The 25,963-nt window shown below is 33.8% G+C and carries 19 protein-coding genes; 8 read left to right on the top strand and 11 right to left on the bottom strand.

The features are described from left to right. Positions 1–152 precede the first annotated feature (152 nt). From AB671_RS19700 to AB671_RS23090, 5 genes are all read right to left on the bottom strand, one after another. A complete protein-coding gene (locus AB671_RS19700) occupies positions 153–500 on the bottom strand; it encodes a helix-turn-helix domain-containing protein (RefSeq protein WP_066679272.1) in 348 nt (115 codons plus the stop codon). 501 nt (positions 501–1,001) lie between these two features. Beyond that, complete coding sequence (locus tag AB671_RS19695; protein WP_066679270.1) at positions 1,002–2,243, bottom strand: site-specific integrase; 1,242 nt, start codon at positions 2,241–2,243, stop codon at positions 1,002–1,004. Then, a complete protein-coding gene (locus AB671_RS19690; protein ID WP_066679269.1) occupies positions 2,240–2,809 on the bottom strand; it encodes a helix-turn-helix domain-containing protein in 570 nt (189 codons plus the stop codon). Before AB671_RS19690 ends, AB671_RS19695 begins: the two co-directional genes overlap by 4 nt. Positions 2,810–3,046: 237 nt before the next feature. Continuing rightward, positions 3,047–4,936 carry a molecular chaperone DnaK gene (gene dnaK, locus AB671_RS19685; protein WP_066679267.1) on the bottom strand — a complete coding sequence of 630 codons (1,890 nt, stop codon included), beginning with the start codon at positions 4,934–4,936 and terminating at the stop codon, positions 3,047–3,049. Between the two features lie 153 nt (positions 4,937–5,089). Beyond that, complete coding sequence (locus AB671_RS23090; protein WP_157444269.1) at positions 5,090–5,203, bottom strand: T9SS type A sorting domain-containing protein; 114 nt, start codon at positions 5,201–5,203, stop codon at positions 5,090–5,092. Between the two features lie 349 nt (positions 5,204–5,552). Here AB671_RS23090 and ppk1 point away from each other — a divergent pair, with 349 nt between their 5' ends. The 4 genes from ppk1 (at position 5,553) to AB671_RS19665 (ending at position 12,906) form a co-directional block, all read left to right on the top strand. Continuing rightward, the gene (gene ppk1, locus AB671_RS19680; protein WP_066679260.1) at positions 5,553–7,625 is read left to right on the top strand and encodes a polyphosphate kinase 1; all 2,073 of its coding nucleotides are present in this window, start codon (positions 5,553–5,555) and stop codon (positions 7,623–7,625) included. Between the two features lie 109 nt (positions 7,626–7,734). Further along, entirely contained in the window at positions 7,735–8,634 is a 900-nt protein-coding gene (locus AB671_RS19675; protein WP_066679258.1) for an exopolyphosphatase, read from the top strand. A gap of 64 nt (positions 8,635–8,698) precedes the next feature. Continuing rightward, positions 8,699–9,670: a hypothetical protein gene (locus tag AB671_RS19670; RefSeq protein ID WP_066679256.1), complete on the top strand. Its 972-nt coding sequence runs from the start codon at positions 8,699–8,701 to the stop codon at positions 9,668–9,670. A 179-nt stretch (positions 9,671–9,849) separates the two neighbouring features. Then, positions 9,850–12,906, top strand: coding sequence for a choice-of-anchor I family protein (locus AB671_RS19665; RefSeq protein WP_066679255.1), 3,057 nt, complete (start codon positions 9,850–9,852; stop codon positions 12,904–12,906). Between the two features lie 135 nt (positions 12,907–13,041). Here the strand turns inward: AB671_RS19665 and AB671_RS19660 are convergent, their stop codons facing one another. From AB671_RS19660 to AB671_RS19650, 3 genes are all read right to left on the bottom strand, one after another. Beyond that, positions 13,042–14,328 carry a hypothetical protein gene (locus tag AB671_RS19660; protein ID WP_066679254.1) on the bottom strand — a complete coding sequence of 429 codons (1,287 nt, stop codon included), beginning with the start codon at positions 14,326–14,328 and terminating at the stop codon, positions 13,042–13,044. Positions 14,329–14,454: 126 nt separating this feature from the next. Then, positions 14,455–14,703, bottom strand: coding sequence for a NifU family protein (locus AB671_RS19655; protein ID WP_066679253.1), 249 nt, complete (start codon positions 14,701–14,703; stop codon positions 14,455–14,457). 41 nt (positions 14,704–14,744) lie between these two features. Beyond that, positions 14,745–15,848, bottom strand: a complete 1,104-nt coding sequence (locus tag AB671_RS19650) for an Mrp/NBP35 family ATP-binding protein (protein WP_066679252.1) — start codon at positions 15,846–15,848, stop codon at positions 14,745–14,747. Between the two features lie 126 nt (positions 15,849–15,974). Between AB671_RS19650 and AB671_RS19645 the strand changes: the two genes are divergently transcribed. After that, positions 15,975–18,776 (top strand): GH92 family glycosyl hydrolase, encoded by a 2,802-nt coding sequence (locus AB671_RS19645; RefSeq protein ID WP_066679250.1) that lies wholly within the window; start codon positions 15,975–15,977, stop codon positions 18,774–18,776. 54 nt (positions 18,777–18,830) lie between these two features. Here the strand turns inward: AB671_RS19645 and AB671_RS19640 are convergent, their stop codons facing one another. From AB671_RS19640 to AB671_RS19630, 3 genes are all read right to left on the bottom strand, one after another. Then, the gene (locus AB671_RS19640) at positions 18,831–19,226 is read right to left on the bottom strand and encodes a hypothetical protein (RefSeq protein WP_157444267.1); all 396 of its coding nucleotides are present in this window, start codon (positions 19,224–19,226) and stop codon (positions 18,831–18,833) included. An 84-nt stretch (positions 19,227–19,310) separates the two neighbouring features. Beyond that, positions 19,311–20,030: a phytanoyl-CoA dioxygenase family protein gene (locus AB671_RS19635; protein WP_066679286.1), complete on the bottom strand. Its 720-nt coding sequence runs from the start codon at positions 20,028–20,030 to the stop codon at positions 19,311–19,313. 403 nt (positions 20,031–20,433) lie between these two features. Next, on the bottom strand, positions 20,434–21,684 hold the full coding sequence (locus AB671_RS19630) for a dicarboxylate/amino acid:cation symporter (RefSeq protein ID WP_066679246.1): 1,251 nt from the start codon (positions 21,682–21,684) through the stop codon (positions 20,434–20,436). 210 nt (positions 21,685–21,894) lie between these two features. Here AB671_RS19630 and AB671_RS19625 point away from each other — a divergent pair, with 210 nt between their 5' ends. The 3 genes from AB671_RS19625 to AB671_RS19615 all read left to right on the top strand — a co-directional run bounded on the left by AB671_RS19625 (position 21,895) and on the right by AB671_RS19615 (position 25,668). Further along, on the top strand, positions 21,895–22,386 hold the full coding sequence (locus tag AB671_RS19625) for a BON domain-containing protein (protein WP_066679245.1): 492 nt from the start codon (positions 21,895–21,897) through the stop codon (positions 22,384–22,386). Positions 22,387–22,392: 6 nt separating this feature from the next. Further along, the gene (locus AB671_RS19620) at positions 22,393–22,812 is read left to right on the top strand and encodes an SH3 domain-containing protein (protein WP_066679244.1); all 420 of its coding nucleotides are present in this window, start codon (positions 22,393–22,395) and stop codon (positions 22,810–22,812) included. An 84-nt stretch (positions 22,813–22,896) separates the two neighbouring features. Next, complete coding sequence (locus AB671_RS19615) at positions 22,897–25,668, top strand: TonB-dependent receptor (RefSeq protein ID WP_066679242.1); 2,772 nt, start codon at positions 22,897–22,899, stop codon at positions 25,666–25,668. Positions 25,669–25,963 lie beyond the last annotated feature (295 nt).

The raw sequence follows: 25,963 nt of genomic DNA, 5'->3' as shown, positions 1-25,963 counted from the left end.
GTCTAAACATTTTAATATATGTTCCTAGAGCTTCCGTAAGAGATTATACTATTTTTAAATCTGAAGGAATTTCGATAAATATTATACGATTTACGATGAAATTTTTCAGTTATAGATAAGACAGCTTAAGCATTTTTTTTCACCGAATGTGATTATTTTCCAGAATTCTTTTTTTTGTACTGTTCACTTTCAAATGTCAATTCTTCCATGGTCTTGCGTTTACCATTAGAGATCCAATCTAAAAGTTCATCTTCAAAAAAATAAAGTTTCTTGCCATTTTTGTAGCAAGGAATATTTCTTTTTCGCACCAATGTATAAATAGTTGATTTTGCTTTTCCGATAAGTTTTGATACTTCATCAATACCTATCGGTTTTTTTTTGGAAGGAATCGTTACTGTCGCATTTTCTTTAATTAGTAATAGCTTAAGATCACCAACTTCGTTAATGAGAAACGCAACTGCATTTGGTAAATTCTCGAAAGATATGTCATGATCATTCATTGTATTTAATTTATAGATTTCACAAAAAATAAATAATTTTGGTAAGAGAGATTCTACACCTGCGTCCCTTTCATATATAATGATGACATTATCATTTCGGTTATTTTGGAAAATATATAAATCACCGTAACGTAGTGTTTTACTATACTTTGCTACCGCAACCTTAACTATTCTACTCTATCATAAGTTGCTTATTACTCCTACCTTAAGTAAATCTACCAATCGAAATATAGATTATTATGTTTTTGACTTAATAAAGTATGCCTTTGTCCTAAATTGGCTAATTAATAGTACTAATCCGCTTCTTTAAAGATGCCATTCAACTTTTAGCTTACCGAAAATGAAAGATGCATCAGTAGACAGACGGTGATGTAATGTTCGATATTATTAACCCAGTCCAGTAATGTATATTACATGATAGCCTAGTATCTACGCCAATTTTAAAGATTTACAGGAGGAAATATTAAGTTATTATTCTCAAAACATGTGTTGCAAATACATTTACAAATTTTTCAGATGAATAGCAGTCGAAGCTTTATTTTTCTTCTCATCAACAATTTTTGCATAAACCTGCGTAGTTTTTACGTTTGTATGACCAAGCATTTTACTAACTGTGTAAATATCAGTTCCACTCGAAAGTTGAAGCGTTGCAAAAGTGTGTCTGAAATTATGGAAAGTTATTTTTTTGTTAATTCCTGCACTTTCAATCCACTTCTTTAGTGGTCGGGAAATCCAAGCCGGGTCAGTCAAATTTTTAAAAATTAAATCAGTAGGAAGACCAACTGAACCACAAAGTTGTAATGCCTGTTTAGACATCGGCATATATTCTACGCCTTTGGTTTTTTTTTGAGTAAAATTTATTTTCGCCTGATCATTTTCAAGGCTTATTTCGTTCCACGTAAGTTTCTGAATATCGGAATGCCGTAAACCTGTTAAAGCTGAAAAGAGTGCCGCCCGTTTTAGTACGTCAAGTTCACATGGCGTTTCAACTAAAGTATTAAGTTCATCAAGTGTAAGATATTCTCGTCTTGATTCTTTGTGCGGAATCGATTTTATTTTAGCAGAAATATCACTGGTAAAATAGCCATCGATAAAAGCTTCTTTCAATGCAGCTCTGAAAACAGAAAAATATGTTGAAGCTGTATTTTGAGAAATACTATTTTCTTTATTACTACCACTTTTAGCAGTCAATAGATATGCTTTAAACGTTTCACAGAACCTTGTATCTATTTGAGAGAAAGTAATGGTTTCGCCTCCAAAATCTTTTAGAAACTCTATTGAGCGATACCAATTTACTTGAATGGATTCGGAATTGTTTTTATGCCTTTTAGTAACCAGCAGATCAAAATATCTCACAAAATTTTCCTGAGATTTTTCTTTTTGTTCTGCAAGTACTGCGTCAAGATCACTGTAAAGTTCAAAGTTATCATACTCTCTCTGCCGCAATTTGCGTAAAGAATCTGCATAAAGCATTGTCTCGCGGTCGTTATTGCTTTTGCAAACAATAATACCATTATCATCTCTTTTAGGTTTAAATGACACGGAATCTTGTGTTGTTCTCGCAGGTCGTTTTTTGTCAAAATCTACCGTTGTAACGCTTCTGTTCAGATACTCCCGAACTCTTTGAACTTTATCTCTACCAGACATCTTCACAGGATAACTTTCCAAATAAATAAACCATTCATTTCGGAACTCGGCTTTTCGTAAGCGTACGGTAACCTTAGTTTTTAGTAACTCTTTCATTTTCCTTCAAAAATTTTATCAATTAAAATTTTAGGAACATACACGAAACTTCCAACTTTCTTTGTCGGAATTTTATTTCTTTTTATTAGGTTTGTTACAGTTCCTGGATCAGCATGGAATTTTGAACTAATTTCGGAAATTGTATAACAATTACCAACTTCAAAATTGGGTTTCTCAATTATTAATTCCTTTTCTTCCGGCATTTCAACTGCTGAAAATAAATTTTCCAGATCTGATCGCTTCACACGAGTCAATCTTGAGCCTAAATTAGTTCCAGTAATAATTCCTCTTTTTATATATCTGTGCACTGTATCTTTTGAAAGTCCAAACATAACAGTAGCTTCAGCAACTGAGATAAATTCTCTATTCTGAACTTCGGCAATCTTGTTCTTATATTTTTCTAAAAGAGTATATTTTTCTACTTTATCTTTTTCAAGTTTCTTCCTTGCTTTTAATGATTTATTGTTACAAGAAGTAGAGCAAAAACGACTCATAACTGTCTTTGCTTCAAAGGGTTTTGAACACTGCTCACATACCCTTGGTATTTTTAATTTACTAAATCCCATCCTGAAATAACATCCTGAACATTCTCTGTTTTTTGGCTCCTAAAATAAAATAAGGCGCATAAGACGCACATTACATCCAAATAGCGCGCGGTACAGTTGAGATACAAAAATACAATAAAAATTGATTAAAATCAACTATTAAGAAAAAATACAAAAACAAAAAAATCGCTGTAAACATTACATTTACAGCGATTTGCTAATTTATTTCAATCGATATTAATCGATGATGATTGCTATTTATTTGACTTCTTCGAAGTCTGCATCCTGAACATCTTCAGCTCCGTTTGCCTGACCTTGAGTTTGTTGAGCTCCAGCATCAGCACCTTGTCCTTGTGCATACATTTCTTCTGAAGCTGCCATCCAAGCTGCATCTAAAGCTTCAGTTTTAGCTTTTACATCATCAACATTTTGAGCTTCAAAAGCGGTTTTCAATTCTGCATGAGCAGTTTCGATAGCTGCTTTTTTGTCAGCTGATAATTTCTCACCAAATTCTTTCAATTGCTTTTCAGTTTGGAAAATCAATCCGTCAGCTTTGTTGAAAACTTCAACTTCCTCTTTTCTCTTGTTATCAGCTGCAGAGTTTTCCTGAGCTTCTTTTTTCATTCTTTCGATTTCTTCCTCAGAAAGACCTGAAGAAGCCTGAATTTTGATAGACTGCTCTTTACCAGTTCCTTTATCTTTAGCAGAAACGCTCAAGATTCCGTTTGCATCGATATCGAAAGTTACTTCGATCTGAGGAACTCCTCTTTGTGCTGGTGGAATATCTGTAAGGTCGAATCTACCGATTTCTTTGTTATCGTTGAACATTGGTCTTTCCCCCTGTCCTACTCTGATGCTTACAGCTGGCTGGTTGTCAGAAGCTGTAGAGAATACCTCAGATTTTTTAGTTGGGATAGTTGTGTTCGCTTCAATTAATTTAGTGAAAACAGAACCCATTGTTTCGATACCTAAAGAAAGTGGCGTAACGTCTAACAAAAGAACGTCAGTTACATCTCCAGTTAAAACTCCACCTTGGATTGCTGCACCAATTGCTACAACCTCATCCGGATTAACACCTTTTGAAGGTTTTTTACCGAAGAATTTCTCAACTTCTTCCTGGATGATTGGGATTCTTGTAGAACCACCTACCAAAATTACTTCGTCGATATCGCTGATAGAAAGACCTGCATCAGAAAGCGCTTTTTTACAAGGCTCCATAGATCTTCTTACCAAATCTGCAGCTAACTGCTCAAATTTAGCTTTAGTTAAAGTCTTCACTAAGTGTTTAGGACCTGTCGCTGTAGCTGTAATATATGGAAGGTTGATTTCAGTTTGAGCAGAAGAAGACAACTCAATTTTTGCTTTTTCAGCCGCTTCTTTCAATCTTTGTAAAGCGATTGGATCAGCTTTCAAGTCAACACCTTCTTCAGCTTTGAATTCGTCTGCCATCCAGTTGATGATTACGTCATCAAAGTCATCACCTCCTAAGTGTGTATCACCATTTGTAGACAATACTTCGAAAACTCCGTCTCCTAAATCTAGGATAGAAACGTCAAAAGTACCACCTCCTAAATCGTAAACTGCAATTTTTTGGTCTTTGTTAGTTTTGTCCATTCCATAAGCCAAAGCTGCTGCTGTAGGCTCATTGATGATTCTTTCTACTTTAAGACCTGCAATTTCTCCAGCTTCTTTCGTCGCTTGTCTTTGAGCATCGTTGAAATAAGCAGGAACAGTGATTACCGCTCTTGTTACTTCTTGTCCAAGGTAATCTTCAGCAGTCTTCTTCATTTTCTGAAGAGTCATTGCAGAAATTTCCTGTGGTGTATATTCTCTGTCGTCGATTTTTACTTTTACAGTATCGTTTGGTCCAGCAACTACTTTATAAGGTACTCTAGAAATTTCTTTAGCATCTTCTTTAAAGTGTGTACCGATAAATCTTTTAATAGAATATACCGTTTTTGTAGGGTTAGTTACAGCCTGTCTTTTTGCAGGGTCACCTACTTTTCTTTCACCATCTTCTGTAAACGCTACGATAGAAGGAGTTGTTCTTTTACCTTCTGCATTAGGGATAACTACAGCATCTTTACCTTCCATTACAGCAACGCAAGAGTTGGTTGTACCTAAGTCAATTCCGATTATTTTACTCATAATATTTATATTTTTTCTAATTTTTAAATTTAATTTACACTCTCAATTTCTCAATATCTGTACCATTAGAATTTTTGTGACAAATTGACACAAAAAACAAAAACTCCGATTATATCGAAGTTTTATTTTAATAAAATATGGAAATTTTTTCACTTATTTTTTGATAAATTTCATAGACTTGATGAAATTTTCATCATTATAAGTTCTTACATAATAAACTCCGGCAGCAAAATCTTTCACATCAATTTTGTCTGTTTCATTTTTTATGAAAGTCTTTTAAAATAACTTTGATATGATGCCAGACATTAAAAAGGCAATGAATAATTCTAATAAAAGATCTAAACTTTTATTAAAATTATTTTTTTTGAGAATTGTACTGCACAAAAGGAGCTGTATTATCTTCTAAAAATTCATTATCCAAATTCCTTCGGAAGGACAAAAAATTAATTTAAATTGGATGATATCAACACTCATGATCGTTTTTAAATTTAATTTTGATCAATGATGCTATATTTAACCTATCTTTTCTTCAACTAAAAATTTAATTAAGAATTAACTTTAGAATCCTGTAAAAGAACAGTTTTATTAGTATTTTTGATAAATTTTACACACAAATATGTCATTACATTTTAATCCCAGAGATGTTACCTGGTTAGCATTTAACGAAAGAGTTTTACAAGAAGCAATGGACGAAAACGTGCCGCTTCATCTTAGAATTCGTTTTCTTGGGATTTTTTCAAATAATCTTGATGAGTTTTTCAGAGTGCGTGTTGCCGGTCTGAAACGTGCGATGGATTTTAAAGAAAAAGTAATTGCCGAATCATTTTATCAACCACCATCGAAAATTCTTCAGAGAATTAATGAGATTGTTATGACTCAACAGGCAGATTTCGACAAAACCTGGAAAAAAATTCAGCTTGAGATGGCAGAGCAGAAAGTTTTCATTAAAACTTCAAAAAATCTTAATGCCAAACAGAAAGAATTTGTACGACAATATTTTGATGAAGTAGTAGAATCGAATGTTATCCCGATTCTTCTTCATGAAAATACACCAATGCCATACATGAGAGACAAAAGTTTGTATCTCGGTGTTGCCATGCGAAAAAAAGACTGGAATTACCATAGCAATTACGCAATTATAGAAATCCCTTCACGTTTTGTAGGTCGATTTGTTTTGTTACCTACTGAAGATCCTGAAGAAAAAAATGTCATGCTGCTTGAGGATGTTATTACCTTCAATCTGCCGCATATATTTTCTTATTTCGGATACGATGAATTTTCGGCTCATGCTTTTAAAGTAACAAAAGATGCAGAGATGGATATCGATAATGATATCAAAACCAACTTTGCAGAAAAAATAGAAAAAGGTCTTAAAAACCGTAGGAAAGGGAAACCTACCCGTTTTGTTTTTGATAAAGATATGGATAAAGCAATGCTCGAATTGCTCATTCGAAAATTAAATTTAAGCAAAAAAGACAGCATTATTCCAGGTGGAAAAATTCATAATTTCAAACATTTCATGGACTTCCCGGACGTTTTTGAATATTATAAAAAACCCGTCGAGCGAACTTCATTTACGCATCAGGCTTTTGAACATGGTGAAAGAGTGACTGATGTAATTTTGAAACAAGATGTTTTACTGAGTTTCCCCTATCATACTTACACACCAGTAATTGATTTGTTGCGTGAAGCAGCAATGGATCCTGATGTGAAGTCTATTCAAATTACCGCTTATCGTTTGGCGAGCAATTCAAAAATAAGCAATGCGCTGATTTATGCTGCCAGAAATGGTAAAGAAGTCACCGTAATGCTCGAACTTCAGGCAAGATTTGATGAAGAATCAAACTTAATGTGGAAAGAAATGTTTGAACCTGAAGGAATCACTGTTTTAATAGGCATTCCGGACAAAAAAGTGCATGCTAAACTGTGTATTATCAAAAAACGGGTTCACAACAAAACACTTCAATATGGCTTTGTAAGTACTGGAAATTTTAATGAAAAAACTGCCAAGATCTATGGCGATCATTTGATAATGACTTCTGACAGAGGCATTATGGCAGATATCAATAAAGTTTTTACCGTACTGAAAAAACCGAAAGAAGATTATTTATCGGTTTTAAAGACTTGTAAAAAGCTGATGGTTTGTCCACAGTTTATGCGTGAAAAAATAGTACATCACATCGATAAAGAAATTGAAGAAGCCAAAGCCGGAAGAAAGGCAGAAATGATCATCAAAGCAAATTCTGTAAGCGACCGCGCTTTAATTATCAAGATGTACGAAGCTGCAGAAGCCGGAGTGGTAATCAAAATGATTGTAAGAGGAATTTATTGTGCGATTAACCAGAAAGAATTTAAACAGAAAATTAAAGCCATAAGTATTGTTGATGAATATCTGGAACATGCAAGAGTAATGTATTTTTACAATAAAGGTTCCGAAGACATCTACATTTCTTCCGCCGACTGGATGAATAGAAACTTAGATTACAGAATAGAAGCAGCAGCAAAAATTTCTGATAAAAATCTTAAAAAAGAGCTTAAAGATATTCTTGATATTCAGCTTAAAGATAATGTAAAAGCGAGAATTTTAGATAAAAAACTGAGCAACGAATACATCAGCAATGGTGAAAAAGAATGTCGTTCGCAGATTGAAACCTATAAATATCTGAAAGCAAAAACTTCTGTAAAGTAGCCTCAACAAAAGAATTTTATCATTATAAAAATAATATTTCCGTAAATTTGGCTTTTAAAAGCACCAAACCACAAATCAAACAACTGTAAATCAATAAAATACAATCAAAATGATCATTGCAGCGATAGACATAGGAAGTAATGCAGCCCGACTTTTAATCAATGAGGTAAAAATTCAAAACGGAAGGCCTGAGTTTATTAAACTAAACCTTCTCCGAATACCTTTGCGATTAGGAATGGATGTTTTTACTCTTAGAAAGATTGGTGCCGAAAGAGAAAAAATGGTCTTAGATTCTATGAAGATTTTCAGTGATTTGATGAAAATTTACAAAGTAGAACACTACAGAGCTTGTGCTACGAGCGCCATGCGTGATGCTGAAAATGGTAAAGAAATTATTGAAAAAGTAAAAAATCACTCCGATATTACCATCGAAATTATTTCCGGGGACGAAGAAGCAACTTTGGTCTATGAAAATCACGTTGCAGAAGGTCTCGACAAAGATTTCGCCTATCTTTATGTGGATGTTGGTGGTGGTTCTACCGAACTTACATTTTATGAAAACGGGAAAATGATCTACGAAAGATCTTTCAACATTGGAACCATCAGATTACTTAATGATCTGGTAAGCGAAGACAACTGGAAGGAAATGAAGGAAGAGATTCGAAAAAATATCAACAGCAAGAAACCTATTGTTGCAATTGGTTCGGGAGGAAACATCAACAAAGTCTTTTCGATGAGCAAAACCAAAGACGGAAAGCCCATGTCTGCAAGTTATCTGAAAAAAGTCTACAAAGAGATCAATGCACTTACTGTAGATGAAAGGATGAGCAAATATAATTTAAGACAAGATCGTGCAGATGTTTTGGGTCATGCTTTAAGAATTTACAACAATATAATGACTTGGTCTGAGATCAGCAGAATCTTTGTACCGAAAATTTCCGTAGCGGATGGTTTGATCCATAATATTTATGAGAGGGTTTCGGGAGAGAAACAGAGTAATCAACTTTAAGCTTTTTTTTAAATCTATTAATTTCAAAAACTAAGACTTTTTGGATGATTTTATATAACGAATTATGTATTTCAAGAAAATTTCAATAATTTATTTTATACTTATTAATATTTTTATTTATTCTCAATTTGAAAGGAAAAGAATAGAAACTGATAGTAGCTACATTGAAATAGTCAAGAATTCAAAATATAAAGTTTTCAATGAAATATATAAGTATAAAGATTCTATTTGGAGCAGAGTTACATTCATAAATGATACACTAAAATTAAACAGTGAAGGCTGGACTACAAAACAACATCAACGGTTAGGACTTTGGCAAGAATATAATGAAAATGGTGATTTGATGTATACAAGAGATTATGATAATAATACGTGTATTATTAATTCAAATCTTTATCCATATCATAATTTATTAGTCCATACGAAAAAAAAAGCTGATCAATTGATTCTTGAAAGTTATGGTGAAAAGTTCATGAATAATCATGTAGTTTTTGAGTTTTATTGCTATGCATATCAAGATGGTAAATATGTTGGTTCTTGGGATGAGCCTCTCGCTGCGAAGCCTAATTCATATATTTTTGATTACAGTGTAAGATTAAAAAAAACTGATAAGCCAATCTATTTACGTATCGAAATTGATAAAAATGGAAGGCTTGTTCCGCAAGAACATTATTATAATTACGCTGGTTTTGAAAAAATTGAAGAAAAAAATAGAATATTCAGAATTTCAAAAGAAAATGCAATCGCAATTGCAAATACAAAGGGACTAAAAAATAACAACAATAGTAAAGTTCAAGAGTATTTAATTTGGGAAAATCAGAAAACTAATGGATATTTTAGATATTATATTACAAATCTAGTTGATAAAATCCACTATGAAAAATCTGGAGACAGAAAGGCTATAGTATATAAATTTGATGTTTATGTTTTCAATCCATGGACAGGAAAATTCATAGAAAAAAAGAAAATGAAATCTATTGAAGAGTCAGGGAAAAGAAGTGGCCATACAACAGGGCTTCTACCTGACATAGAATAATTACGCAAAAAAAAATCCCAAAATAAAATCATATTACTTATTTTAATCAAACATAAATAATTAACAATTTATTAAAGAACACCCGCAATAATAACAAATTATTAATCAAATCTTAAAATTCGCTTAAAACCCTCACAACGTACAATCTTCATTTTTGCAATAATCTAAAATTAGTAAAAATGAAAAACAAATACCTTTTGAGAGGCTTACTTCCTATTGCCGCTTTATTTCATGGTGCAGTTTCCGGACAAAGCACATTGATCCACTACTGGAACTTTAATAACAACGCATCTGTTGCCGCCATTACCACCCCAACTTCTACACTCCTGAACGGTTCGATTACCGCAACTTCTACAGGAACCGGAAGCAATGATACGTTCATTGATTTTGCTGGTGGAACATCACAAAACTTCAATATTGATAATTTTAATGCACGAAATGGAGATGCTTCCGGAACGCATTTGAGATACAATTATCCTATCAACGGAAATGTGCAATTCAATTTGCCTACTACAGGATATAATAATGTTATTGTAAAGTTCACAACAAGAAGATCGGGTTCCGGAGCAGGAACTCAGACTTGGTCTTATTCTTTAGACGGCACCACTTATACAACATATCAAACTGTGTCTCCGCAAGATGCAAACCCGCAGTTGATTACTTTTGATTTTTCGAATGTGACAGGAGTTTCAAACAACCCAAATTTTAAACTTAAAGTTGTATTTACTCAGGGAACAGGAGGCGCAGTTGGAAACAACAGGTTTGATAATTTCACTGTTGATGCTATATCAGTTGGCGGAACAGATACTACTCCACCAACGGTTGCTTATTTACCTGCAAACAATGTCAATAATGCTTCTACAACAGTAAATCCTACGATTACATTTAATGAAAACGTAAGATTAATCGATAATTCTACAATTACTGCTGCCAATGCACAAAATTTAGTTGAATTACGTTTAGGAAATGCGACAGGAAATGTTGTTCCGTTTACAACAACTTTCGCCAATAATGTAATTACTGTAATTCCTACAGGAGGTTTAGTTCCGAATCAGGCTTATTATTTAGCTTTAAAACCAAATATGGTAGAAGATACAAGTGATAATGCGGTGACAATGGCAACATCAAGTATTTTCACAACGGCAGGAACAAGCATTTCTTTAGATAAAACTTTAATTAAGATCAACGAAAATGCTGGAACTTTAGCATTTAAAATAAATGTCACCAATCCTTCCAATGCAACCGTAAATTTGGCTGCAAAGCCGGCTTCTTTCAATACCGCAAACAGCAGTGATTTTACTTTTACCAGCCAGACCATCAACATCACACCATCTACAACAAGTGTTACGGTAAATATCCCAATCATCGATGATACTTTAGCAGAGCAACAGGCAGAATATTTTGTTTTAGGTTTAGAAAATCCTGTAGGAACAACAATTACCGGAGACACTACTTCTACCGTTTATATTATCGATAATGATAAGGCGGCTCCCGTTCCTACTAACCAAATTTCATTAAATTATATAGGAAGTTTTGATCCTTCAGGAAACAATAACAGTTCAACAGAAATTGTAGTTCATGATCCTGCAACTCAGAAATTATTTACCATCAGTTCTTTAACGGATGTTTTTGATATTATTAATTTCGCTAATCCATTAGCTCCGTCAGTAATTAATACTGTAAATATGGCTCCTTATGGCGGAATTACAAGCATCGCCGTAAAAAACGGACTTGTTGCTGTAGCTTCTCCAAACGGAACAAACGCACAACAAAACGGATCGGTAGTTTTCTTCGACATCAATGGAAATTTCTTAAAACAAGTTACCGTAGGAGTTTTACCGGATATGATCACATTTACTCCAGACGGAACAAAAGTAATGACCGCAAATGAAGGTGAGCCAAACGATGCTTATACGGTAGATCCTGAAGGTTCAATCAGTATTATTGATATTTCAGGTGGAATTAATAATTTAACTCAATCGAATGTTACCACACTTAGTTTAACAGGTTACAACAGCCAGGAAGCTGCATTTATCAGTTCAGGTGGAAGAAAAGTAAAATCGACAAGCACTTTGGCGCAGGATCTTGAACCTGAATACATAGCCATCAGTCCAGATAGCCAGAAAGCATGGGTTTCTTGTCAGGAAAACAACGGAATTATCGAAGTTAATCTCAGCAACAATACGTTAGGAAATATTTGGGGATTAGGTAAAAAAGACATGAGCCTTCCTGGAAATGGTTTTGATGCTTCAGACAACAACGGCGAAATTCTTATTGCCAACTGGCCTGTAAAAACGTATTACAATCCTGATGCTATGGCATCTTTCAAAGTTGGAAACACCAATTATTTAGTAACAGCCAACGAAGGTGACGAAAAAGATTTGGGTGGATTCAGTGAGAGAACAACCGTTGGAGCCAACGGTTATAGTTTAGACCCAACCATTTTCCCGAATGCTTCTGTTTTAAAAGCTTCACATAATTTAGGAAGATTCAGAGTGACGAATGTAAACGGAAATACAGACGGAGACGCAGATTTTGAAGAAATTCATGCTTTGGGAGCGAGATCATTCTCTATTTTCAATGCAGATACCAAACAAATTGTTTACGACAGTGGAGATCAGTTTGAAAGATTTATTGCAGCCAATCACCCTTTGATCTTCAATGCTGATAACGAAGCCAACGGAGCAAAAACCCGAAGCCGAGCAAAAGGTCCTGAGCCTGAAGGGGTAACTTTAGGAACTATAGGAACTCAAACTTTTGCATTCATCACTCTAGAAAGAACAGGAGGTGTAATGGTCTACAACGTGACAGATCCGAATAACGTAACATTTGTAGATTACAAACATTCGAGATCAACCTCTGCATTTGGCGGAGACAACGGCCCTGAAGGAATTACCTACATTCCACCCGCAAATATGAATAACGGAAAAGGTTATGTTATCGTTGCCAACGAAATCAGCGGCACTTTATCAATGTATGAAGTGACACCATCTGCAACGTTAGCTACTGGTGAAGTGAAAACTGAAAAAGCAAGTTTCAACATCTTCCCGAATCCTGTGAACAAAGGAAATACATTGTATTTCAACAGAGCTCAAGGTTATGAGCTGTACGATATGAGCGGAAAACTTCTTGGAAAAGAAAAATCTGCACTTACCATCGACACTTCAAACCTAAACACCGGAGTTTATTTAATTAAAACTTCAGAAGGTGAAGTGAAGAGATTCATCGTGAAATAATTTTTTTTTACTTAATAATTTACTTTTGAAGCTCCGGATTTTTTCCGGGGCTTTTTGTTGGAAAAAATCTTTGACTTAAACCAACCTTGTCAAGGTTATCATCCGCCTACTGATTAACCTTGACAAGGTTTTATTTTAAAATCCTTTAAGTAAATTAATTAATTTTGAAAAACTATCATTAAAATCTTGATTGTAATCGATATTAAATATTTTCACTCCATTTTTTAATGATTTTTCTCGCTTGTGATTATCCAAAAATTGTGTTTTAGCCAAACCTTCATCCCCACCAAAAAAATCTATTGACTTAAAATGTTGAATACCATTATATTCAATTGCTACATTTAATTCTTTAATAAAAATATCAAACCTTTGTCCTTCCAGCCATTTAGGAGAATATTGATTAATGATGGTATAATTTGGAAACTCTTTCCTGACTAGTTGAAGCAAATGTTTTTCCATAACATAACTCCCAACTTCTTTAAATCCTTTTTCTTGCCGAATATGATTTTCTAAACTCCTATAATTATTCTTCAGTCGAGAATAAAAAATCTTTTTAACCTCATCAGAACTATATATTTTCTTGTCCCAATCTATATATTGTCTAGTAAAACCGGAATTAATGACTAACATATCGCCTAACAAAGTGTAAGAGATTTTATCAACTCTTGCATGACTACGCAAATAATCTAAACAAAAAAACTCTTCAATTTCGTCTAAGTTTAGTTGATTCAAAAATGTTAGAAATTCGTCATTACTAATCACTGCTTTCGTACCAAATGACAAGCTTCGTAAAAGTGAGTGAATAATCTTTTCGGTTTTTAAATTCTCTTTTTTAAAAAGAACATATGTCAAATATTTTCTTGGTGAAACAAGACCTTCAGCTAAAATATTATCTATCTTTTCTTTTTTACTCCAAAATTTCACATTACGATAATGATTTAAAATGAAGTTATTTTTATTAAACCATTCATTTTCTGAAAATGAAAATTCAACTGCCTGCATAAATTTTTTAAATTCTTCCTCAGTTTTAAATTTTGTGATAATTTCGGAAAAGTAATGAAGAATAATTCCTGATTTTCTTATATCTGTTTCTCCATAAATCTTTTGCTTATTTGGTAATGCAAAACAAATAACCCAATTCATTCCATTCCCAATTCTGATAATATCTGAACAAGGATACGCTGTTTTATCGCCGACTAAATAATTTAACCCATTATAATTTATTAATTTAAATTCTTTACTAATTCCATCTTGGAATATAATTCTATTATTTTCATTTATCTCCTTAAGAAGTCTTTTTTCGTTCGCATATTGAGGTTTCTTCGAACGATGAATTTTCTTTAAATCTATTCCAAAATCATTGTTGTATGACATCTCAATGAGATCAATAATATTGTTTGATGGTTTATCGGGAATTTCCATTTATTTTTTAAGATTTGAATAATAATTCTCTAATATTAAATCAATTTTCGTTTAACACAAAGAAAAAACCCACAAAAAAAGGCAGACCTTCAAGATCTGCCTTCAAAAAATATATTGTCGTATTTTTTACTCTACATTTACTACCTTTTCAATTTCAGGAGCATGTTGTTTGATGCTGTTTTCTACGCCTAATTTCAATGTTGAGAAATTAAGAGAGCAAGATGAACAGTTTCCTAAAAGCTTTACAAAAACAGTATTGTCTTTTACGTCCAAAAGCTCAATATCACCGCCGTCTTTATTCAAAAACGGACGAATGCTTTCCAGAGCTTCCATTACTCGGGTTACAGTGTCTTCGTGTGTTGTATTTATCTCCATATTCGGGTTTGGTTTCAAAAATGTATTTGAAATTATTTTAATTATTTTTTGGGTGAGCAACCTGCCATTGTAGAAATTTTCACTGCTTCAGTCGGAGGAAGAAACTTGTTTCTTTCTAATAAACTTTCTACCATTTTTTTGGCAGTCTCAGTATAAATTTCAGCAATTTTAGAACCTTCCTGCAAAGCAGCCGGTCTTCCTACATCACCTGCTTCTCTGATGCTCTGAATTAAAGGAATTTCTCCTAAAACAGGAATATTTAAATCTTCCGCTAAATATTGTGCTCCTTGGTTTCCAAAGATATAATATTTATTGTCAGGTAACTCTTCCGGAGTAAAATAGGCCATATTTTCTATTAACCCAAGAACAGGAATGTTAATACTTTCCATATTAAACATCGCAATTCCTTTTCTAACATCCGCTAAAGCAACATGTTGAGGTGTACTTACAATTACCGCTCCTGTTACCGGAACTTCCTGAATAATCGACAAGTGAATATCACCCGTCCCTGGAGGAAGGTCGATTAATAAGAAATCTAATTCTCCCCAAGCTGCATCTCTGATCATTTGGTTCAAAGCTTTTGAAGCCATTGGACCTCTCCAAACTACCGCCTGATTTGCTCCTGAAAAATATCCGATGGAAAGCATTTTCACACCGTAATTTTCAATCGGTTTCATTAAACTTTTCCCATTTACGTCTACAGAAACTGGTTTTTGACCTTCTGTATCAAACATGGTAGGAACAGATGGTCCGTAAATATCGGCATCTAATAAACCTACTTTAAAGCCCATTTTTGCTAACGTTACCGCAACATTTGCAGCAACGGTAGACTTACCAACACCTCCTTTTCCAGATGCGATGGCAATAATATTTTGAATTCCAGGAATTTGTTTTCCTTTGATCTGGCTTAGCTGAACCTCACTTGGTTCAGGAGAAACTATTTTAAGTTTTAAATTAATTTCTTCACCAAATTCACTTGCAAACGCCTGTTTCATTGCTGCCTCAAGCTTTTTCTTTTCGTGCATTGCCGGCGAATGCGCTGTCATATCTATATAAACGTCATTCCCCATTACTTGAAAATTAGACACCAAGTCATCAACTTCAATTTCTTTAAGGAAATCCTGAATCTTTTCTTTAGTCAACATAAAAATATAAATTGAGCACAAATTTACGGAAATTTTAGCTATTTAGAATCAACAAAGAGTATGATAGATAAATTCTTTTGCAAACCTAATTTTTATGTATTTTAGGGGCGATTTTAATTTTAAACCATGAAAAAAATATTATTCGTTCTTTTAGGATTAATTGCTCATAATTCGTTTTCACAAAATTATTCGCAATATGTAAATCCTTTTATTGGAACGGGCGGTCACGGACATACTTTTCCCGGTGCAATTGTGCCTTTTGGAATGGTACAACTTTCTCCGGACACAAGAATTGACGGAAGTTGGGATGGCTGCAGCGGTTATCATTATTCAGATTCTGTCATCTACGGATTTTCTCATACCCATTTGAACGGAACCGGAGTTTCAGATTACGGAGACATTATGTTGATGCCAACAATGGGAAAACCGGGTTTAACTCCAAAAGAATATTCCTCAAAATTCTCTCATAAAAACGAAAAAGCAACAGCTGGATTTTATTCTGTTAAATTAGATAAAAATAACATCGATGTTCGTTTGACTACTACCGCAAGAGTCGGTTATCACGAATATAAATTCAATAAAGCAGGAAACGCCAATATTATTTTAGACTTAAACCACAGAGATAAACTGCTGGAAGGTGAAGTAAGAATTATCGACAGCAAAACGATTGAGGTTTTCAGAAGAAGTGAAGCTTGGGCAACCAATCAATATATTTATGCGAGAATTGAGTTTTCAAAACCGATGAAAGTTTCAAGCAAAAGCTTTAACGGTAAAAACGAAAACAATACTTTTTCGGGAACTAAATTAGCTTTAGCATTTACCTCAGCAGTAAAAAAAGGGGAGAAAATTAGTATCAAAGTGGCGATTTCTCCAACTGGTTATGAAGGTGCTGGAAAAAACATGTTAGCTGAAGGTAAGTCTAATGATTTTAGTGAAATTCAAAACCAGGCAGTTGCAGACTGGAATAAAGAACTCTCTAAAATTGAAGTTAAATCTAGCGATAAAAACAAACTCGCAATTTTCTACACTGCAATGTATCACGTTTTCACGCAACCGAATATCAATATGGATGTTGACGGAAAATACCGTGGAAGAGATAACAAGTTTTACACAGCAAATGATTTCGGATATTATTCTGTTTTCTCACTTTGGGATACTTTCAGAGGAGCGCATCCTTTGATGACCTTGATCGACAGAAAAAGAACCGCAGATTTTGTGAATACTTTCATCAAACAGCGTGAACAGGGAGGAAGAATTCCGGTTTGGGAACTGGCTTCCAACGAAACAGAATGTATGATTGGATATCACGGAGTTTCTGTAATTGCTGATGCAATGGCAAAAGGAATCACTGGTTTTGATTATGAAAAAGCTTTTGAGGCTTCAAAAAATTCGGCGATGCAGGATATTTTTGGCTTGAATGCTTACAAACAGAAAAATTACATCAGCATTGATGATGAGCATGAAAGTGTTTCTAAAACTTTGGAATATGCTTATGACGATTGGTGTATCGCTCAAATGGCGAAAATTTTAAACAAAAAAGAAGATTACGAATACTTCATGAAACGTTCTCAGAACTGGAAAAATCTTTATAATCCAAAGAACGGTTTTATGCAGGCAAGAAAAAACGGGAACTGGTATGAGCCTTTTGACCCAAGTGAAGTCAACAATAATTACACGGAAGGAAATTCTTGGCATTATTCCTACTTCGTTCCGCAGGATATTCCGGGATTGATTCAGGCTCATGGCGGAAAAGAAAAATTTGAACAGTTTATCGACGCTATTTTCTCAGCTTCCGATAAAACAACAGGTAGAGAACAGGTAGATATTACCGGATTGATTGGGCAGTATGCACAAGGAAACGAGCCGAGTCATCACATCGCTTATCTTTATAATTTCGTTGATAAGCCTCAGAAAACAGAAGAAAAAATCAAATTTATTCTTGATAATTTCTACAAAAATACTCCAGATGGATTGATTGGAAATGAAGATTGCGGACAAATGAGCGCATGGTTTATTTTAAGCTCAATGGGAATTTATTCAGTAACTCCAGGGAAAGCTGAATGGGAAACGGTAACGCCTTATTTTGATGAGGTAAAATTACATTTAGAAGACGGAACGACAAGAATTATCACTAAAAACACTCCGAAAAGTGAGCTTAAAAAACTAGGTTTTGAAAACGTAAAGCCTATTAAAGACCTAAAATATGCAGAGCAGACTGCTTCGCCTGTTATCAGTGCAGACCGTCTTTTTGAGTTTACCACTCAGGTAAAAATCACTCCGTTGAATGAGAAAGATAAAGTGTATTACATAACTTTGGATGATGATGATAAAAATGTAAGAAAAACTTTTAAAGTGTATAAAGAACCGTTCACCATCAACAAAACAACACAGGTTTCCACGTATGCTGAAAGAAATGGTGAGAAAAGCGGAATTACCACAGCCAACTTCAACAGAAGACCTAATCATTGGGATGTAGCGATTAATGCAACCGTAAATCCACAATATACAGCCGGTGGAAAATTGGCAATTATTGACGGAATCAACGGAGATGTCAACTGGAGAAAAGGTGAATGGCAAGGTTACCAAGGGCAAACTGTGGAAGCAATTATTGATTTTAAATCTCCACAGCAGATCAATGAAATCTCTTCAACGTATTTACAAGACAGCAGAGCATGGATTTTAATGCCTAAAAAAGTAGAATATTACGCTTCAATGGACGGAAAAACATTCATTCTTCTGAAGACTTTAGAAAATAATATCGACCCTAAAGATACCAATGTTCAGGTAAAAGATTTCAGAACAACGGTTCTTCCAACTGAAGCAAGATATGTAAAAGTAAAAGCGTATCACTTCGGCAAGCTTCCTGAATGGCATCAAGGTGCAGGTGGTGATGCTTATATTTTTGTGGATGAAATTTCTGTGAAATAAATTAATCTTTTAGATTTACTAAAACGACTGTCGAAAATGGCAGTCGTTTTTATTTTAGCTTTTATCATTTACAAAATTTCTCCAAAGCTTTACAATTTCCATAAAATCTGTGGTAGGTATTGTATCACTTGGCGGAATATTTGGATTTGCATCATATTTATTTTCATCATGATAAAATTTAGTCTCAAAATAACCAATTTTTATCATTTGTAATCCTTGTGTAGGAATGAAAAAATCTTCTGATGGTAGAGAATTATAAAGTTTAAAATCAATTGCTCTTAATAAATCATCGCAACTGGTTATACTTCTAAATTCAAAAAGAATAGCATTTAAAGATGAGCTTTTCGAAGAGATAAATTTAAAATTTGTATTATGAATTTCCCTTACTCCAAAAGTGATTTGATAATCTGTTATTATACTCATTATATTTTCATTTAAAGTTGTACTCAATGATTTGCTAATTTATGATAAGTCATTATGATATTTTAATACAATTATTGAAAAAGTAATTTCTTAAAAACAGACAGTAAGAATTTACTTTAACAAAATTTTCTCCGACCAGTTCAACACTTTCGGCAATTCTTTATCTGAAAATTCTATATGAATGACTCTTCTTTTCTTTCCGTTTGTTGTTCTGTTGGAACCATGAAGAAGCAACGGTTTCATAATCATGATTCCTCCTTTTTCTACGCTGCAGATATTTTCGGTTTCTACATTCCAATCAATGGTTTCGGGTCTGTAAATTCCTTTTGAATGAGATTTAGGAACTACTTTTAAAGCGCCGTTATTTTCATCGGTATCATCAAGATGAATTCTGATGGTAAAAATATTTTCTAGAATATCTAATGGTGGCTGTACCGCAAACTGATTTTGCTTTGTCGTCCATGGTCCGAAATTTTCCAGTTGAACCTTTTTATCAACAGAAATGGTTAAATCCTGATGATAGGCAACATACCAGTTTGATTTTTCAGGCTTATCGAAGTAAATGCTTTTTACAGCAAAATACTTGTCCCCGAAAATTTCTTTGATGATTTCTTTTATATTATCATTAAAAATAAACTCTTTTACATCAGGAATTTCTTTTAAAAATTGTCTGATTGCAAAAAGGTCTTCCGATTTTCTGAATGTTTCTTTTGAAGTATCAATATTTTGAATGACGTCGCTTATCTTTTCAATTTCTTCCTCTGAAAAAATGTTATTGATTATTGTGAATCCGTTTTCCTGAATAAGATTTTTATGATTTTGTAAATTCATTTGATCTGTTTTTTTTGAATCTATTTTAAACGCAAAGTTCGCAAAGATTTTTTTAAAATGTTTGAAATTATTTTTCGTTCGCAAAGGCGTTCCACTCAGCAAAGGAATACAATATTTATTATTTCGGAGAAATCTTAATCATCGTATTAGAAAAAATAAAAAGATTCGTACCTGGATTCTTTCAGAATGACAAACTTTGTGGTTATTTCTATACTGAAAATAATAACTGCAACCCTAGCCCCGATTGGAATGACATCCTTTTTGGTTGCGGGTGGAGCGAAGCGGAACCCGTAACCAAAAAGATATAATGGAAAGAGGGAAAAAGCTTCAAATAAAAAAATGGTCAATAATGAAGATTAAAATTCACTATTGACCATTTTTTTATTTTATCTAAATTAACATCCTACATATCTCCACCATGATTTTCGAGCTGCCCTTCCCATTTCGAAACGGCAGAAGTTGCTAAAGCGTTCCCCAAAACATTGGTTGTACTTCTAGCCATATCGCAGAAGTGATCAATAGGAAGAATTAAAGCAATTCCTTCCGGTGGAATTCCAAACATCGAGCAGGTTGCCACGATAATTACCAAAGATGCTCTCGGAACACCCGCAATTCCTTTTGAAGTTAACATCAATACCAAAAGCATGGTAACTTGTTGCCCGATAGTCATTTCTATTCCGTAGATCTGAGCAATGAAAATAGATGCAAAAGTCATGTACATCATACTTCCATCCAAATTAAATGAATATCCTAATGGTAAAATAAACGATACTACTCTATTGTTACAGCCAAATCGTTCCAGCTCTTCTACCAATTTAGGGAAAACAGCCTCTGAACTTGTCGTAGAAAAAGCAATCAGTAAAGGTGCTTTAATTCTCCTTAACAATTCAAATAAACGGTTTCCTAAGATCAAATATCCTACGATCAATAAAACAAGCCATAGCACTGCAATAGCAAAGAAAAAGTCTCGCAAATAGATGGCGTACACTTTAAAGATTTCAAAACCATTCGTTGCTACAACCGCTGCAATTGCTCCCAATACACCAAGCGGAGCAAACCACATAATATATCCTACCATTTTAAGAATGGCATGAGCTACCACATCAAACAATTTGATGACAGGCTGCGCATATTCGTCTCCCAAATTAGCCAAAGCCACCCCAAACATGATTGAGAAAACCACAATTTGAAGCACTTCATTGGTTGCAAAAGCTTCAAAAATACTTTTAGGAACAACGTGCTTCACAAAATCTTCCATAGAAAAACCTTTGCTCGATTTTAAAAGTTCATCTGCAGAAGCCACATCTTGTATAGGAAGTTTAGTTACGTGTCCCGGTTCAAGCCAGTTCACCAAAATTAAACCTATAAAAAGAGACACAAGAGATGCTGAAATAAACCAAAGCATCGCTTTTGACCCTACTCTGCCAATCATTTTAATGTCACTCATCTTGGCAATTCCTACCACCAAAGTTGTGAAAACCAAAGGCGCGATGATCATCTGAACCAGTCTGATGAAAATTGTTCCGAGGAGTTTTATATTTTTCGAAAACGGTTCTGCGCTTTCAGGATACTGTAAATGAACTAAGCCTCCAATTGCTACACCCAAAACAAGTGCAATAATGATGGCAAAAAAAAGTTTGTTTTGTCCTTTCATATCTATTATCAATTGCACAAATATAATAGTTTTATATTTTAGGATAAAAGTTTGTTTATAAGCTTATTAATTTCATTATTCTTAAAATTAAACATCAGATTATGAAAAACTTAAAACAAAATATTTTTGATAATTATAATTTTTTTAGATAATTGGTATAGATTTTATTATTACATTTGAGTCTAACGAAAACATTAAATTATCTTAATTATGAAAAAAACAATCACTATGTCTGCCTTAGCTTTGGCAGTATCATTTGGAGCTATTTCGTGTAAAAAGAAAGTTTCTGACGCTGAGCTTCAGACTCAGGCAACAACTGTTGTAGCGGCAAGTCCCACTGCAACTATTGAAGTAAAAGAAGGAGTTGCCCATCTTGGCGGAACCTTTGCCACTCAGGCTGAAAAAGACGCTGCTATAAAATCTCTAAAAGAAATAAAAGGTGTAAAAGATGTGCATGATATGGCAACTGTAGAAGTTGCGCCACCTCCACCACCGCCTGTAGAAACTGCTTCAGCAGTAGACCCAATGGTTCAGCAAAAAGTAAAAGATGCGGTGAAAGATTTCCCTTCTGTAAAAGTAGAAGTTTTAAACAACGAATTAACGCTTACAGGAAATGTATCTTCAGCTCAGGCTAGAAAAATTAAAGAATCTGTAGATGCTTTAAAAGTTGGAAAATATAACAATAACTTAGTGGTAAAATAATTAGAGATGAGCACATTACAAGATAAATATTCAAGTGTAGTTTCTGCGGCTCAGTCTGCAGGAGTTTCAAATTTACAAGTTCAGGAGCAAGACGGAATTCTTTATGTTTCCGGAAATGCATCAAACACCGCTGCAAAAGATGCAGTTTGGAATGCTTTAGGAGCAATTGACTCTACGTACTCTGCTTCAGATATTAATATCGACGTGCAGGTTGCAGGTCTTGCTGCAGGTGCAAATCTTACGGTTGCTACTGAAGAATCTAATCTGAACATCAGACAAGAGCCTTCTACTGAAGCAGCTGTTGTAGGAAAAGCGGCTAAAGGAGCTTCTGTAACTTTAGTGGAGCAAACTTCAGACGATTGGTGGAAAGTAAAAACTGCCGATGGACAGGAAGGTTATGCTTATTCAAGATATTTGAAAGCTTAATTTTAAGAATTAACTCACTTTAACTATAAACATCCCAAATTTGGGATGTTTTTTTATTTATTTTTGCGGCTGAAATATCAATACATGGAGAAAAAATTTTGGTTACTGCTCTTTGCAGTCAGCAGTTTATTATTAAATGCACAAAAATTAAGCATAGAAGGAAAAGTTTTAAACTTTGAAAAAAAACCAATTGAAAATGTCACCGTTTATTTATTGAAACAAAAAGATTCCTCCATTGTTAACTATACACCAACCAACAGTGAAGGAAAATTCTCTCTAAAAACCAATGAGCTCTCAGAATCAACTATTCTAAAAATTGATGCTGAAAAATATATAACGTACTCAAAAAGTTTTGATGTTATTAAACAATCGGTTTCGCTTGGAGAAATTGAACTGGAGAAAAACTCTGTTCAAAATATTGAAGAAGTAACCATTTCAGCTTCGCCTGTTAAAATTAAAAAAGATACAATTGAGTTTAATGCTTCTGCGATAAAAGTAAGACCTGACAGTAAAATTGAAGAACTTTTAAAACAGATTCCAGGTGTTGAAGTAAGCAACGATGGAAAAATTACCGTTAACGGGAAAGAAGTCGACCAGATCATGATTAACGGAAAACCGTTTTTTGACAAAGACGGGAAAATAGCATTACAAAATCTTCCGGCAGATATCATTAAAAATATTCAGTTTACCACTACAAAAACCAAAGAAGAGGAATTGAGTGGTAAGGCTCCGAAATCGAAGAATACCACCATTAATTTTACTATAGACGAAAAGAAAAACAAAGGTTTACTATCGCGTTTAACCGCTGGTTACGGTTCTGATGAGCGCTATGAAGGCAGCTTACTTTTAAGTTATTTTAAAAAAGATTCAAAGATCAGTCTTTTGGCATCTTCTAATAATATCAATTCTCAGGGTTTTTCTAATGATGAGGTCTTCGACAGCATGGGACACGGAAGAAATTCATGGCTTATGCAGGGCGGATCTGTAATTAGTGACGGCGGAAATACCTATTACACACAAGGTGGGAACAATACCAAAGGAATTCAACGCAGTACGACCGTAGGATTTAATTACAGTGATAAATTCGACAAAAAAACAGACCTGGAATCTTTAAGTCTGATGCACATTGATAATGATCTCGAAACAAGATCAAGAGTTTCCAGAACCACTTTATTGCCGGAATTTACTTTAAAAACCAACACAGAAAGCAACGGAGAAAATGATAGCCAACAGTATAGTTTTGCTGCTTCAGCAAGAATAAAAATAGACTCTCTTACCAACATTTATTTTTCACCCAACTTTTCACGAACAGAAGGTTTTAATTTCAGCAATTCAAAATCATCTACTCTAAAAAATGATTTACTTCTGAATGAAAGTGAATCTTTTACAAGTTCTAAAACGGAGAACAATAATTTCTCGCCTAACCTTTATTTCTCAAGGAAATTTAAAAAGAAAGGCCGTGTTTGGTCAGCCAATATCAACACTACAATCTCAGAATCTAAAAGGGAAAACACCAATAATTCCCAAACTATTTTCTACCAAACCGCAGATCCAAATGATATAAGAAATCAAGTTTCCAAGACAAAAAATCAAACCAACAGATACCGTTTTACAACAGCCTATTCTGAGCCCTTATCTGATTCATCAAATATAGCTGTGAGCCTAACTTACGAAAATAAATTAACCAGAAATTTAAGAGACGTCAATGATTTTGATTTGAGTAACGGGCAATATTCTGACTATAATACTGCTTTATCGAATACGATGAACCAAAAAAATAACCAATTCAGGCCTGAAATATCTTATGAACTCAATAAAAAGAAAATCAATTTTTGGGCATCGGCAAACTTGGATATTACAGATATGAATGTGAATTCGTTTTTCAACAGTCAGCGATACGATTTTCAAAACAACTTTACTTTACCTGGCTATAGTTTAAATCTTCAATATCAGTTTTCAGACAATAAAAGTCTGAGTATTTACAATAGCGCAGATTTTTCAATCCCTACTGCAGAACAGCTCACTCCGTTTACTGATAATATGAATCCTTTGATCACTTACAAAGGAAATCCCGATTTGAAAAACAGGTGGCAAAACTCATCTTATATTTACTACAGCAATTATAATATCTTGAAAAACATGAACTATTATATGAGCCTAAGTTTCAACTACTATAATAATGATGTGAGCAACTATTCTTACTATGACGACTCCGGGAAACAGTTTTCTACCTACGTCAATATAAGTGGAAACAAATATGTAAACCTTGGTGGTGGCTTTTCTAAAACATTCAAATGGAAGCAGAATAAACTTATTTTAAATCCTAGATTTAATATGAATTATGGCTACAACAGAGGTTTTATCAACACACAGCAGTTTACCAGTGAAACATACAGCATCAACCCTGGTTTTAATCTGACGTATGAATTGAAAGAAAAATTCACCATCAAACCATCTTATTCATTAGGCTATAATTTCTCAGAATACAGCAATTATAGTGTTGGAAATGTGAAAACAAGCAATCAGATCCTTAAAATGGAATTGACCAATTATATTTTTAAAACTAAACTTGTCTTTGGAAATGATTTTGAATACAATACCACTTCAAACATTGCTCCCGGCTTCAAAAGAGATTTCTACTTCTGGAATACAAGTTTGGGATATTCATTTTTCAACAAACAGTTGACCGCAAAAGTGAAAGTCTATGATGTTCTTAATCAAAACCAAAGTGTAAGACGTACCATTACCAACACATACTTTGAAGACAGAGAAGATTTAATTCTAAAACGTTATGTCATGTTTTCTTTAACCATGAAACTCAACAAATTCGCTGGAAAGAAAGCTGACGTAAAATAAAACACAATCATTATAAAAAAATAACCGGAAAATATTTTCCGGTTATTTTTTTGTTTTAAAATTGATATTGTACTCAATCATTATGGTACGTTTTGACAAATTTTGGTTATAGATTCTTCAATTCGAATGTCCCGATGAGATCGGGATGTATCGAGAATCAGTGAACGGAAGCACAAAACCTGTTTCCATCAAAAACTTCTCGATACAATTTTTTTCAAAAATCTACTCGAAGTGACGAAAATAAATCAATTTTGATGGTACATCTCCATCGTCAATTCGAGTGTTTTTTCGTAAC

It is taken from the genome of Chryseobacterium sp. BGARF1, from assembly GCF_001677955.1.
Classification (GTDB): Bacteria; Bacteroidota; Bacteroidia; order Flavobacteriales; family Weeksellaceae; genus Chryseobacterium.
Note: the sequence above shows the minus strand (reverse complement) of the source record. Positions and strands in the feature narration are given on the sequence as shown.